The sequence below is a fragment of the Roseateles sp. L2-2 genome (assembly GCF_050613215.1).
Taxonomy (GTDB): Bacteria; Pseudomonadota; Gammaproteobacteria; order Burkholderiales; family Burkholderiaceae_C; genus Roseateles; species Roseateles noduli.
Genome location: NZ_CP192509.1, coordinates 1,478,143 through 1,490,549, shown reverse-complemented (window position 1 = coordinate 1,490,549; position 12,407 = coordinate 1,478,143). Strand labels below are relative to the sequence as shown.

The 12,407-nt window shown below is 69.8% G+C and carries 15 protein-coding genes; 13 read left to right on the top strand and 2 right to left on the bottom strand.

Going from position 1 to position 12,407, the window contains the following annotated elements; all coding sequences use genetic code 11:
* Nucleotides 1–71: 71 nt before the first annotated feature.
* From cobO to ACQZ13_RS06805, 8 genes are all read left to right on the top strand, one after another.
* Nucleotides 72–641, top strand: a complete 570-nt coding sequence (cobO, locus tag ACQZ13_RS06840; protein WP_431050451.1) for a cob(I)yrinic acid a,c-diamide adenosyltransferase — start codon at nt 72–74, stop codon at nt 639–641.
* 119 nt (nt 642–760) lie between these two features.
* Complete coding sequence (gene cbiB, locus ACQZ13_RS06835) at nt 761–1,717, top strand: adenosylcobinamide-phosphate synthase CbiB (protein WP_431050450.1); 957 nt, start codon at nt 761–763, stop codon at nt 1,715–1,717.
* Nucleotides 1,714–2,841 carry a pyridoxal phosphate-dependent aminotransferase gene (locus ACQZ13_RS06830; protein WP_431050449.1) on the top strand — a complete coding sequence of 376 codons (1,128 nt, stop codon included), beginning with the start codon at nt 1,714–1,716 and terminating at the stop codon, nt 2,839–2,841. Before cbiB ends, ACQZ13_RS06830 begins: the two co-directional genes overlap by 4 nt.
* 155 nt (nt 2,842–2,996) lie before the next feature.
* Complete coding sequence (locus ACQZ13_RS06825; protein ID WP_431050448.1) at nt 2,997–4,484, top strand: cobyric acid synthase; 1,488 nt, start codon at nt 2,997–2,999, stop codon at nt 4,482–4,484.
* A gap of 16 nt (nt 4,485–4,500) precedes the next feature.
* Nucleotides 4,501–5,544 (top strand): nicotinate-nucleotide--dimethylbenzimidazole phosphoribosyltransferase, encoded by a 1,044-nt coding sequence (gene cobT, locus ACQZ13_RS06820; protein WP_431050447.1) that lies wholly within the window; start codon nt 4,501–4,503, stop codon nt 5,542–5,544.
* A gap of 143 nt (nt 5,545–5,687) precedes the next feature.
* Complete coding sequence (locus ACQZ13_RS06815) at nt 5,688–6,419, top strand: YIP1 family protein (RefSeq protein ID WP_431050446.1); 732 nt, start codon at nt 5,688–5,690, stop codon at nt 6,417–6,419.
* A complete protein-coding gene (locus ACQZ13_RS06810) occupies nt 6,420–6,806 on the top strand; it encodes a DUF4440 domain-containing protein (RefSeq protein ID WP_431050445.1) in 387 nt (128 codons plus the stop codon).
* 205 nt (nt 6,807–7,011) lie between these two features.
* Nucleotides 7,012–7,581: a hypothetical protein gene (locus ACQZ13_RS06805; RefSeq protein ID WP_431050444.1), complete on the top strand. Its 570-nt coding sequence runs from the start codon at nt 7,012–7,014 to the stop codon at nt 7,579–7,581.
* 206 nt (nt 7,582–7,787) lie between these two features.
* Here the strand turns inward: ACQZ13_RS06805 and ACQZ13_RS06800 are convergent, their stop codons facing one another.
* Nucleotides 7,788–8,540: an NUDIX hydrolase gene (locus ACQZ13_RS06800; RefSeq protein WP_431053153.1), complete on the bottom strand. Its 753-nt coding sequence runs from the start codon at nt 8,538–8,540 to the stop codon at nt 7,788–7,790.
* A gap of 121 nt (nt 8,541–8,661) precedes the next feature.
* On the opposite strand from ACQZ13_RS06800, the gene ACQZ13_RS06795 reads away from it, so the two are divergent.
* From ACQZ13_RS06795 to ACQZ13_RS06775, 5 genes are all read left to right on the top strand, one after another.
* The gene (locus tag ACQZ13_RS06795) at nt 8,662–9,219 is read left to right on the top strand and encodes an RNA 2'-phosphotransferase (protein ID WP_431050443.1); all 558 of its coding nucleotides are present in this window, start codon (nt 8,662–8,664) and stop codon (nt 9,217–9,219) included.
* Nucleotides 9,216–9,617 carry a hypothetical protein gene (locus tag ACQZ13_RS06790; RefSeq protein WP_431050442.1) on the top strand — a complete coding sequence of 134 codons (402 nt, stop codon included), beginning with the start codon at nt 9,216–9,218 and terminating at the stop codon, nt 9,615–9,617. The genes ACQZ13_RS06795 and ACQZ13_RS06790 overlap by 4 nt, the downstream gene beginning before the upstream one ends.
* Nucleotides 9,618–9,652: 35 nt before the next feature.
* Nucleotides 9,653–10,048, top strand: a complete 396-nt coding sequence (locus ACQZ13_RS06785) for a hypothetical protein (RefSeq protein WP_431050441.1) — start codon at nt 9,653–9,655, stop codon at nt 10,046–10,048.
* Between the two features lie 162 nt (nt 10,049–10,210).
* Nucleotides 10,211–11,521: a hemolysin family protein gene (locus ACQZ13_RS06780; RefSeq protein ID WP_431050440.1), complete on the top strand. Its 1,311-nt coding sequence runs from the start codon at nt 10,211–10,213 to the stop codon at nt 11,519–11,521.
* Complete coding sequence (locus ACQZ13_RS06775; RefSeq protein ID WP_431050439.1) at nt 11,508–12,005, top strand: hypothetical protein; 498 nt, start codon at nt 11,508–11,510, stop codon at nt 12,003–12,005. The genes ACQZ13_RS06780 and ACQZ13_RS06775 overlap by 14 nt, the downstream gene beginning before the upstream one ends.
* Here the strand turns inward: ACQZ13_RS06775 and ACQZ13_RS06770 are convergent.
* Nucleotides 11,932–12,390, bottom strand: coding sequence for a hypothetical protein (locus tag ACQZ13_RS06770; protein ID WP_431050438.1), 459 nt, complete (start codon nt 12,388–12,390; stop codon nt 11,932–11,934). The genes ACQZ13_RS06775 and ACQZ13_RS06770 overlap by 74 nt on opposite strands.
* Between the last annotated feature and the right edge of the window lie 17 nt (nt 12,391–12,407).

Below are 12,407 nucleotides of genomic sequence, written 5' to 3'. Positions count from 1 at the left end.
ACTGCCACCGCCGCTGGCCCTCACCCCTGCCCTCTCCCGCAAGCGGGAGAGGGAGAAAGAAGAGCACTGACATGGAAATCGAACAACCGCCCGTCGACCGCGTGCGCATCATTCCCGAGGGCGAACGCCGCGGGCTCGTGATCGTCCACACCGGCAACGGCAAGGGCAAGAGCACCGCCGCCTTCGGCCTGGCGCTGCGCGCGCATGGGCGCGGCAAGCGGGTCCACATCTACCAGTTCATGAAGGTGCCCAGCGCACGCTTCGGCGAGCACCGCCTGTTCGAGCAGATCGGCGTGCCGATCGAAGGACTCGGCGACGGCTTCTCGTGGAAGAGCAAGGACCTGGAGCACTCGGCGCAGCTGGCGCGCGACGGCTGGGAGCGCGCGAAGGCGACCATCCTGGGCGGCGAGCATTTCCTCGTCGTGCTCGACGAGATCATGTATCCACTGCGCTACGGCTGGCTGCCGCTGGAGCCGGTGCTGGAGACCTTGCGCGCACGCCCGGCGCACGTTCACGTCTGCTTGACGGGCCGCAACGCGCCTCAGGAATTGATGGATCTGGCAGACACGGTGACAGAAATGACCATGATCAAGCACCACTTCAAGGCAGGAGTGCCCGCACAACGCGGAATTGAGGATTGACTTCCCTCCGGGCGCCGTCTGACCGCTAAGCTGCGCGCCAGTTTTCACTGTCGCCAACTCCGTCACCCGGCGCCTCCCGACGCTTTCCGACGCCTCACGCCGCCCGTCCCATGAGTCCGATGTCCTGGCTCCTCGCCCTCGCGATCCCGATCGCGCTGCTGCTCGACCGATGCTTCGGGGAGCCGCCTGCCGCCGTGCATCCGGTCGTCGGCATGGGACGTTTCCTCGGGCTCTTCGGCGACCGGCTGTGCGGCATGTCGCCGAAGGCGGCGTTCATCGGCGGCGCGCTCGCGTGGAGCGCGGGCATCGCGCTCTCCGCCCTCACCGCCTGGGCGATCGAGCACGCGATCATCGCGGGCCTCGAACCCTGGTTCGGCGGCTGGCGGCTCGTCGTCGCGGCGCTGCTGCTGGGGCTCGCGCTGAAGCCGATGCTCGCGTGGCGCATGCTGCGCGACGAGGTCGCCGCCGTCGAGACCGCGTTGTCGCGCTCGCTCGACGACGGCCGCGCGCAGCTGTCGCGCCTCGTCAGCCGCGACACGACGCAGCTCTCCGCGCTCGAAGTCCGCGAGACCGCGATCGAGACGCTCGCCGAGAACCTCAACGATTCCGTCATCGCGCCGCTGTTCTGGTTCATGGTCGCCGGCCTGCCCGGCGCGGCGGTCTACCGCTTCGCCAACACCGCCGACGCGATGTGGGGCTACCGCGGTCGCTGGGAATGGGCCGGCAAGTGGGCCGCTCGCGCCGACGATGTGCTGTCGTGGATCCCCGCGCGGCTGACCGGACTCGCGATCGTCGCCCTGCGGCCGGCGCTGCTCGCGCCGCTGCTGCGCGAAGCGACGCGCACGCCCTCGCCCAACGGCGGCTGGACTATGGGCGCGATGGCGCTGCGGCTCGGCCGCGCGCTGAGCAAGCCCGGCCATTACCGGCTCAATCCGTCCGGCGGCGACGTCATCGCCGAGGACATGGTGTCCGCTCAACGCCTCGCCGCAGGCGCGATGCTGGGCCTCGCAACGCTGCTGGCGCTGGGCGCGGCGGCGCTGCGCGGTGCCTTGACCGTGGCGAGGAGCGCGCTGTGACCCGTTTCCAATCGCTCACGCACGGCGGCACTGACGCGGGTCTGCCGGTGCGCCACGACTTCTCGACGAACGCCCATCCGCTCGGCCCACCGCCAGCCGCGCTCGACGCCGTCCTGCGCGCCGACCGGCTGCGTTATCCGGATCCGTCCTACGCCGCGCTGCGCGCCCGCCTGGGCGACTGGCACGACGTCGAGCCCGACCGCATCCTCCCGGCCTCCGGCGGCTCGGAAGCGATCCGCCGACTCACCCTCGCCGCAATGCTCTCCGGCGTCACCCGCGTCTGCGTGCCGCAGCCCGGCTTCGGCGACTACGCGGCCGCGGCGCACGCGCTCGGCCTGCAGGTCACCGCCTATGACGACGCGTTCCAGCTCGCCGACTCGCTGACGCTGCCCTCGCTCGTCTGGGTCTGCGATCCCAACAACCCCACCGGCGCGAGCTTCGGCCTCGACGAGTGGACGGCCGTGGCGCTCGCGCTCGGCCAGAGCGGCTCGCAACTCGTCGTCGACCAGGCCTACGACGCGCTGCGCCTGACCGGCAGCTGCTCGCTGCCGCAGGCGATCGCCGACGGCGCCTGGCGGCTCGTGTGCCCCAACAAGGCCTTCGGCCTGACGGGCGTGCGCGGCGCCTATCTGATCGGCCCGCGCGACGGCCTCTGGATCGCCCGCGTCGCGGAACTCGCGCCGAGCTGGGTGCTCTCCTCCGAGGGTCAGGCCTTGCTCGAAGCCTGGACCACGCCGTCCATCCGCGACGAACTCGAGGCCTCGCTCCCGCTGCTGCGCGAGTGGCGCGCGACGCAGTGGTCACAGATGGCAGCCATGGGCTTCGACCAGATCGACGGCGGCGTCGCCAACTACTGGCTCGCCGCGCTGCCCTCACCCTGGCACGGCGTGCCGGAACCACTGCTCGAAGGCCTGCGCGCGATGGGGATCAAGCTGCGCGACGCCACTTCGTTCGGCCTGCCAGGGCTGGTGCGCGTGTCGGTGCAATCGCCCGAAGCCGTCGACGCGCTGGCCACGGCGATGTTCACCTTCGGCGGTCACACGCCGCTGCCTTCGCCACCGTCGCGCCATGGCGCGTTCGATACGACGCATCCGTTCGATACGGCGATGGGAGAAACGCTGTGAGCGATCCTGCATCGGATGACGTCGTCCGTCCGGCCAAGCGCGGGCTCTCCACGGGGCATGGGGGATCCCTCCAGGACCCCCAAGCCCCATTCCGGCCCCACGATGACCCGCTGACCCCGAATCCAGCGTCCGGGCAGCGCCGGGGGCGGGCCGTCATGGTGCTGGGCACCACCAGCGGCGCAGGCAAGAGCTTCCTCACCACGGCGCTGTGCCGCTGGTATGCGCGCCAGGGGCTGCGCGTCGCGCCTTACAAGGCGCAGAACATGAGCAACAACGCGCGCGTCGTGCCCGGCCTGGGCGGACGCCAGGGCGAGATCGGCTCGGCGCAGTACTTCCAGGCACTCGCCGCCCGCGCGCGGCCCGAGGTGCGCATGAATCCGGTGCTGCTGAAGCCGGAGAAGGACACGGCCTCGCAGGTCGTCGTGCTCGGCGACGTCGACGCGGCGCTCAGCCGCGCGCCGTGGCGCGAGCGCAGCGAGGCGCTCTGGACCCGCGCACGCGGCGCGCTGCACGAGCTGCTGGCCGAGAACGACGTCGTCGTCATCGAAGGCGCCGGCTCGCCCGCCGAGATCAACCTGCACAGCAGCGACTACGTGAACATGCGCACCGCGCGCGAGGCCGATGCCGCCTGCCTGCTGGTGACCGACATCGACCGCGGCGGCGCCTTCGCGCATCTGTACGGCACGCATGCGCTGCTGCCGCCGGACGAGCGCGCGTTGATCCGAGGCTTCGTGTTGAACCGCTTCCGCGGGGACGCGGCGCTGCTGGCGCCGGGCCCGGAGATGCTCCAGAAGATGACGGGTGTGCCCACGCTCGCGACGCTGCCGATGTGGCGCGGACATGGGCTGCCCGAGGAGGACGGCGTCTTCGACGACCGCACGACCGGCGGCCTGGGTACCGACGTCGGCACCGGCGGCGCACGCGCGCCGGTCCGTGTCGCCGTGATCGCGTATCCGCGGCTGTCCAACCTCGACGAATTCCAGCCGCTGCGCAACCTGCCCGACGTGCGTCTGAGCTGGGCCCGCACGCCGGCCGAGCTCGACGGCGTGGACTGGGTCATCCTGCCCGGCTCGAAGGCAGTCGCGGCCGATCTTGCGTGGCTGCGCGCACAGCGGCTGGACGTCGCGGTCGCGGCGCACGCCGCCGCGGGCAAGCGGGTGCTGGGCATCTGCGGCGGCCTGCAGATGCTGGGCGAGGCGCTGGTCGATCCGCACGGCCTGGACGGCAACGCGCCCGGCCTCGGGCTGCTGCCGCTGGTGACGCTCTTCGAGCGCGAGAAGCTGCTGCGCGAGGCCGAGTGCCGCTTCGCGCCCACGCTGGACGCGCCGTGGTCGTCGCTCAACGGCCAGGTCGCGCGCGGCTACGAGATCCATCACGGCCGCACCGCGCAGCACCCCGGCCTGCCTGCGGCGCGGCCGGTGCTGTTCGACGGCCTCGGCGAGCCGGTCGGCTGGCAGCACGGGCCCGTGCTGGGCCACTACCTGCACGGCCTGTTCGAGGACGACCGTGTGCTGGCCGCGCTGTTCGACCGCCCCGCACGCCCGCTCGACCAGGTCTTCGACGAACTGGCTGATTACGTCGACCGCCACTTCGCGCCCGGCGTGCTGATGGGCCTGCTGTCGCCTGTTCCTTTTTCCCCTTGAAGTCCGAGAAGTCCCCATGACCAAGCAAGACCTGATCCCCGCGATTCCCTCGCTGCACGACGCGGCGCTGGCGGCGGCGTTGCAGCACCGCATCGACCGCAAGACCAAGCCGCTGGGCTCGCTGGGCCGCCTGGAGGGGCTGATGCTGCGCCTGGGCCTGATCCAGGGCACGGAGCAACCGACGCTCGTGGAACCGCAGATGATGGTCTTCGCGGCCGACCACGGGCTGGCGGCGCACGGCGTGTCGGCCTTCCCGTCGGACGTGACCTGGCAGATGGTCGAGAACTTCCTGGCGGGCGGCGCGGCGGTGTCCGTGCTGGCGCGCCAGCACGGGCTGCAGCTGAGCGTCGTCGACGCCGGCGTGCGCCACACCTTCGAGCCGCGTCCGGGCCTGCTGATCGCCAAGATCGCGATGGGCAGCCGGGACATGCTGGCGGGACCGGCGATGACGGTCGACGAATGCGCGACGGCCGTGGCCGCGGGCAAGACGCTGCTGCAGAAGCGGCCGGGCAACGCGCTGCTGCTGGGCGAGATGGGCATCGGCAACACCTCGTCGGCGGCGCTGCTGCTGTCGCGGTTGGGCGGGTATCCACTGGCGGACTGCGTGGGACGCGGCACGGGCCTCGACGACGCGCAGCTGCGTCACAAGCTGAGCGTGCTGGCGCGCGTGCTGGACAAGCATCCGCGCGCGACCGAGCCGATGGCGGCGCTGGCCGCGCTGGGCGGGCTGGAGATCGCAATGATGGTCGGCGCGGTGCTGCAGGCGGCGCTGGAGCGTCGGGTGATCGTCGTCGACGGGTTCATCACCGGCGCGGCGGTGCTGGTCGCGGCGAAGCTGCAGCCGGCGGTGCTGGAGCGCTGCATCTTCGCGCACCGTTCCAACGAGCAGGGTCACCGGCTGATGCTGGACACGCTGCAGGCGCAGCCGCTGCTGGACCTGGGCCTGCGACTGGGCGAAGGCTCCGGCGCGGCGCTGGCCTGGCCGCTGCTGGAATCGGCCTGCCGCGTGCTCGGCGAGATGGCGAGCTTCGATTCGGCTGGGGTGAGCGACAAGGCCTGAGCCCCATCCCGGGGGATCCCTGAAGCCAGGCCTCTGTCCTTGTTGGCGACAATGGCCGCTGCGGCCTGCACGACGACGGGCCGCCAATGACAAGGAAAGCGCCGTCACGGCGCTTCGATCGACCATCCCCGGGAGGACCCCTCATGCAATCCGATCTGCCGCCATCGCCGGCGCTGCCACCTGACGCCGCACCAGGCGCGACGTCCCTGTCGCCTTCGCCGCTCTCGCCGCGCGCTGTCTTCGAGCTGTACTTCAAGCCGCGCACCTTCTTCGGCGACATCGGCCGGCTGTCCCGAGGCGTGGAGTTCCTGCTGGCGGTGTATCTGATCGGCGCGGTCAGCGTGATGGAGAAGCTCGACGACCGCCTGGCGCGGGCGCTCATCGCCGGCAAGGGCGTTCCGACCGACACGTTCACGACCCAGCTGCTGAACTCCTGGTGGTACTACTGGGGCGTGGCCCTTGGCTCGGGCATCCTGGCGGCGGCCATCGCCTGGCTGGTCGCGGGCTGGTTCTACCGCGTGCGTCTGAAGTGGAGCGGCGCCGTCGACGTGGATCCGACCCTCGCGCGCCGGGTCTGGGCCTTCCAGAGTCTGGTGTACGTGTTGCCGATCCTCGTCATCACGGTGGTGCAGACGGCGATGTATCCGAACTACCTCGACGCGTGGTCCGCGGATGAGCTGATCACCGCGTTCGTGCCGCTGGTCGTCGTCTTCTGGGGCTGCTGGACCAGCTACGTCGGCGCGACCACGGTCTTCCAGCTGGAACGCCCGAAGGCACAGGTCTGGTTCCTGATCCTGCCAGCCCTGCTCTACGCGGTCCTCTTCTTCGGCGCTGCGGTCGCCATGTTCTCGACCCTGTCGCACGGAGGCTCTTGAATGTCCGATACCGACCGTTCCCTGCTCGACACGCTCCGCGCGCTGGAGGTCGAGCTGCACCATCCCGGCGTGCGCTGCAGCGCCGAGCGGCTGTCGCAGCTGCTGCACCCGGACTTCCACGAAGTCGGCCGATCCGGCCGGCAGTACGACCGCGACACCATCATCCGCTGGCTCGCCGACGACCACGAGCCGCCGAAGATCGTGCCCGACGAGTTCCGCATCGCGCCTCTGGCGCCCGATGCGGCGCTGCTGACCTACCGTTCGGCGCATCGGCAGGAGGACGGCTCGCTGGCGCATCACACGCTGCGGTCCTCGCTGTGGCTGAAGACGGCCGAGGGCTGGCAGATGCGTTACCACCAGGGCACGGCGGCCGCACAAGCCTGGTGAGATGAACGGCGACTGCGCCCGTCGTGGTGCGCCGGCGCACGCTCGTCGTGCGACGCCGGGTTGAGGGACATGGGTACCGGAGTGGACGAAGGTCACGTCCCGGGAACCTCGATGGGCGCTAGATTCGCGGCAGTTCCACTGCTGTCCAGAGCAGCGGGGCTGGCCGGGTCCAGCCGGTCGTCGTACCGTTTCCCCGCTCCTTCCCATGATTGCTCCGACCGACTTCGCCGCGCCCTTCGGCGACCTGCCCGTTCCCGACTCCCTGCTGGCGTTGCTGCGCTTCCAGGACGAGATCGGCTACGGCAACTACTCGGCAGCGCTGACGCTGACCGCTGACGACCACAACGGCCTGCGCCACGGCTGGTCGGGAGACCCGGCCTTCCTGTCCCGGCTGATCCCGTTCGCTCGGGCGACCGCGTCGGGCTCGTTCTACGCGCTGTGGAATCCGGACCCGTCGCAGCCGCCGATGCCGGACCGCTGGCCGGTGGTGGCCTTCGGCGACGAAGGCGGCGAATGGATCGTGGCGCGCGACGTGCGCGAGCTGCTGCGGGTCAGCACCTGCGACGTGGAACCGCGCATCGACTTCGACCGCATCCACTACTTCCGCAGCGAGCACCACTATCGGAAGAGCGACGGGCTCGATGCCTACATCGAGTGGCTGCGGGAGCATCTGCAGATCGCGCCGGTCGACGATCCGGAAGCGATCCTCGCGGCCGCGCAGCAGGAGTGGCAGGACGACTTCGAACGGTGGATCGAGCCGTTCCTGCAGGGATGAGGGCACGGGCGGAGGCTTGCGTTCAGCCTGGAAAGATCGCACCGAGATCGTTGCGGCCTTGCCTGCGTCGTCCGCGGTCATGGCATCGATCGGGGTCGCCGACTCGACAGGCCGGCATGGCGCGACACGTCGTTCCGGCCCTTCGTGCGAGCCGAGGCGAGACGCGAGACTTCTGATCAAGACACGGGGCGGATTCCCGGTCCGGTCTACTCTCCCTGCCTTGGACTGAACGTCCGCGGAAACACCACCGCGCTCTTGCGGTCCCGCAGGCGATAACCCATCGCCGCTCGGTTGGCGTCGCCAGCCATGGGCCCTGCTTCCTCGAGGAATCCGGCTGCAAGCATCCGCGTGCGGAAGCCGCTCTTGTCGACCGGACGTCCCAGCACAACCTCGTACATGCGCTGCAGCTGCGGCAGCGTGAAGGCCTCGGGCAACAGGAACGCCGGCAGCGACGTGTACTCCACCTTCCCGCGCAGCCGCTCGACGGCGGTCTTCAGGATCGCGGCGTGATCGAAGGCCAGACGCGGGCGCTTCAACAGCGTCTCCACCTCGAACCAGCCGACGTCCGCCGCATTCGCGCCCTTGGCCAGCTTCACGCCATCGGCGGGAATCAGCGCGAAGTACACGTGGGTCGCCGACCACCCACGCGGATCGCGCTCCCTGCCGCCCCAGCTGCCGAGCTGTTCCAGATAAGGACTGGCGACGCCGGTCTTCTCCGACAGCTTGCGCCGCGCGCAGGCCTCCAGATCGCGGTCGCGGTCGATGTCCACGAAACCGCCCGGCAAGGCCCAGCGATCGGGGAACGGCTCGCCTTCCTTGGATGGCCGCTGGACCAGCAGCACGCGCAACTGGTCCTCGACGACGGAGAAGATCACGACGTCGACCGTCGTGAACGGCAGGGGAAAGGACGGGCTCGCGGAAGCGGGCTGTGGTTTCCGGCGCGAAGGTTCGGTGGTCATCGTCGTTCGGAGCTTGATCGGATCGTTGGAGAGTTGTATTGTGCAACCTTCGATGAGTTGCACTATACAACTCGATTCGGAATCACGACACAACAACAATCAAGTGAATGGGAGAGATGGGATGAACACCATCAACGACAAGACGCTGACCTCGCTCAGCAAGCTGCTCAGCCTGACGCTGCGTCACAAGCCGGAAACGCTGGGCCTCACGCTCGACGAGAACGGCTGGGTCGCGGTCGATGCGCTGCTCGCCGGCGCGCAGGCCGCGGGCAAGCGGATGGACCTGGCGCTGCTGCGCGAGATCGTCGAGACCAACAACAAGCAGCGCTTCGCCTTCAGCGAGGACGGTCTGCGCATCCGCGCGAACCAAGGACACACGGTCGAAGTGGCACTCGACCTGCCCGCAGTGGCACCACCCGAAACGCTGCTGCACGGCACCGCGACCCGATTCCTCGATGCGATCCTCGCGGAGGGGCTCGACAAGCGGCAACGCCACCACGTGCACCTCAGCGAGAACCCGGACACGGCGCGCCAGGTCGGCGCGCGTTACGGCAAGGTCGTGCTGCTGGAGATCGACGCCGGTCGGATGCATCGCGACGGCCATCAGTTCTTCAGGACGGACAACGGCGTCTGGCTGACGGATGCCGTACCGCCCAGCTATTTGAAAGTATTGCCATGACCTCCCCCACCGTCACCCTCTTCCGGCCGACCGGACCACAGGAGCTGGCGCTCGTGGCGCAATCGGGCTACCGCCGATGGCCGCCGCGCCTGCCGGATCAGCCGATCTTCTATCCGGTCACGAACGAGCAGTACGCCGTCGAGATCGCGCGCGACTGGAACGTGCCGGCCAGCGGCGAAGGCTTCGTCACCCGCTTCGAGGTCCGCAAGGACTTCATGGACCGCTATCCGGTCCAGCAGGTCGGCGGCGGCCATCACACCGAATGGTGGGTGCCCGCCGAGGAGCTGGACGCGCTCAACGATCACATCGTCGGCACCATCGTCGTACTGACGCGTTTCGATCGGGACGGCGCGCATCCGGTGGCGCCTCCCGCCGAGGCGCCGGCCGACCCGAACTGACCCCGCCAGCGGGCCCCTCCCGGCGTCTCGATAGAATGACGCCTGTGACCCGCTGGTTCCGCATCCTTGTCCTGACGATCCTCGTCCCCGCGTACGGCATCGCCGCCGCCGGCGTGACGATGTTCGCCGCGGGCGTCGCACATGCGCAGCACCTGCTGGTCGACGGGCAACCCGACCCTGCCGCCGCCGCCCTCATCGCGACACAGCCGGCACAGGCCGGCGTCGACGACGATCACGCCGCCGAGCGATCCGCCGCGGTGGCCGCCCTGCTCTTCGAGCTCGGCGACACCTCGGACGACATGCCCGATCACTGCAAGCCCGACGCGCGTCCCCTGCGCGTCGCGCCGCCGCAGATGAACCCGCTCCCCACGCCCCAGCTGCACGAGCCTCAGCGCTGCCCGCAGCCGCCCCTGCGGCCGCCACGCGTCTGACCACGCCCGTGTAGCCCGCGTCGAGGCGCTCCGCCGCCTCCCCCTCCCGTCAGCACCCCTCCGGCACGCGTCGCGCCTCCCGCGCCCGCGTGCGTCCGCGTCGTCCCCGCCGCACCCTCGATCCCGAGGGCCGGCAGGCCGGCGTTCCTTCCTCATCCCATCATGGAAATCGCCTTACTTTTCTTCCTCATCCTGCTCAACGGCCTGTTCGCCATGTCCGAGATCGGACTGGTCACCGCGCGCCGCGCGCGCCTGCAGAAACTCATCGACGACGGCGACAGCGCCGCCGCCGCGGCCGTCAAGCTGGGTGAGGATCCGACCCGCTTCCTGTCGACCATCCAGATCGGCATCACCTCGATCGGCGTGCTCAACGGCATCGTCGGCGAGGCCGCCCTCGCCGGACCGCTCGCACTGTGGATCACCTCCCACGGCGTGCCTGCCGAGTACGCCAGCGGCGCCGCGACCGGCCTGGTCGTCGTGCTGATCACCTACTTCTCGATCGTGCTGGGCGAGCTCGTGCCCAAGCGTCTGGGCCAGTCCAACCCCGAGGCCGTCGCGCGCCTGGTCGCGCGTCCGATCGCGGCGCTCGCCGTCGCGACCAAGCCCTTCGTGCGGCTGCTGTCGGGCTCGACGAACGCGCTGCTGCGCCTGCTCGGCGTGAAGCAGTCGGCCGCGTTCAACGTCACCGAGGAAGAGATCCACGCCGTGCTCGCCGAAGGCACCAGCGCCGGCGTCATCGAGTCGCACGAGCACGCCATGGTGCGCAACGTCTTCCGCCTCGACGACCGCCAGATCGGCTCGCTGATGGTGTCGCGCCGCGACGTGGTCTGCCTGGACCTGAACGATCCGATGGAGACGACGCTCGCACGCATCGAGGCCTCGGACCACGCGCTGTTCCCGGTCGTGCGCGGCGGGCTGCATGACATCGTCGGCGTCGTGAACGCGCGCCAGCTGCTGTCGGAAATGCTGCGCCAGCGCCAGCCGCGCCTGGACGAGCGCCTCGCGCCCGCGCTGTACGTGCCGGAGACGCTGACCGGCATGGAGCTGCTGGCCAACTTCCGCCTGTCGGCCGTGCACATGGCCTTCGTCATCGACGAGTACGGCGAGGTGCAAGGCCTGGTCACGCTGCACGACCTGGTCGAGGCGATCACCGGCGAGTTCCAGCCGCGCGATCCGGCCACGGCCTGGGCGGTGCAGCGGGAGGACGGCTCCTGGCTGCTCGACGGCCACATCCCGGTGCCGGAGTTGAAGGACCGCCTGAACCTCGACGAAGTGCCGGAAGAGGAGCGCGGCCGGTATCACACGCTGAGCGGGATGATGATGCTGCTCACCGGCCGGCTGCCGCGCGAGGCGGACACGGTGGAGTGGGAAGGCTGGCGGTTCGAGATCGTCGACATGGACGGCAAGACCATCGACAAGGTGCTGGCGTCGCGCGTCGTGGAGGTCGCGGAGGTCGCCGATGTCATGGCGTGACGTCGCTCGGGTGGCGGTCGTGCTGATCCTGGTGCCGCTGCTCGTGTCGTGCTCCGAAGGCTATCCCGGCGAGGACCGGCCGCTGGTCAGTCCCTTCGACATGAACAACGCCGAGCGCGTCGCCGAGCTCAACGTCGTCGGCCGGGACTCGCCCGGCCCGCGCTGGCGCTACGCGCTGCGCGACGGCTGCGCGCTGGAGGTCGAGCAAGGCAGCGGGAAGGACCAGCGGCGCGTGGCGGTGACGCTGAAGCGATCGATGGATGCGGAGGTCGTCTTCGACGACGCGACGAAGACCTACGACGTCGCATTGATCGATCGCTCGGTCGATGCCGGCAAGCCCATCGCGACCCTGCTCAAGACGGACAAATGGACCTACGCGACCCAGGGGAGCCTGCTGGTGGATCTGTTGATCAGGGACTGCGCATCAGGCGCCACCGCACGGTCGCGTCCAACGCCGGAATCTCCGCCCAGCCTTCGTCGGTGAACACGGTGAGGAGGTAGTACTGGGCGCCCTGTGCCAGCGTGACCTCCAGCTCGATGCCGCCGCCAAGTCGCACGAGCGGCAGCCCGTGCGCGAAGAGGTCTGCGCGAGGCACGCCGTCGTCGTCGACGATGTCCCCTTCCGGCTTCTGGATGGCAAACAGTTCGATGTCCACACGCGCGTCGGTGGCGATGCGATCCGCCGCACGCGTGAGGCCGAGCCTCGCCAGGAGACGCTTCGCCCGCGCTCTCAAGTGCGACTCGGCCAGAGGGCAATCGAACACGAAGAGCAGATGGATGCCCCTCGCATCCTCGGAGCGGGTCAGCGATCGCAGTTCCCACCGGTCCGTATCAGTGGGAGGCAGGCTCGTCAGGACGTTGTCGGTCACGCCCGCTAGCGTAGCCC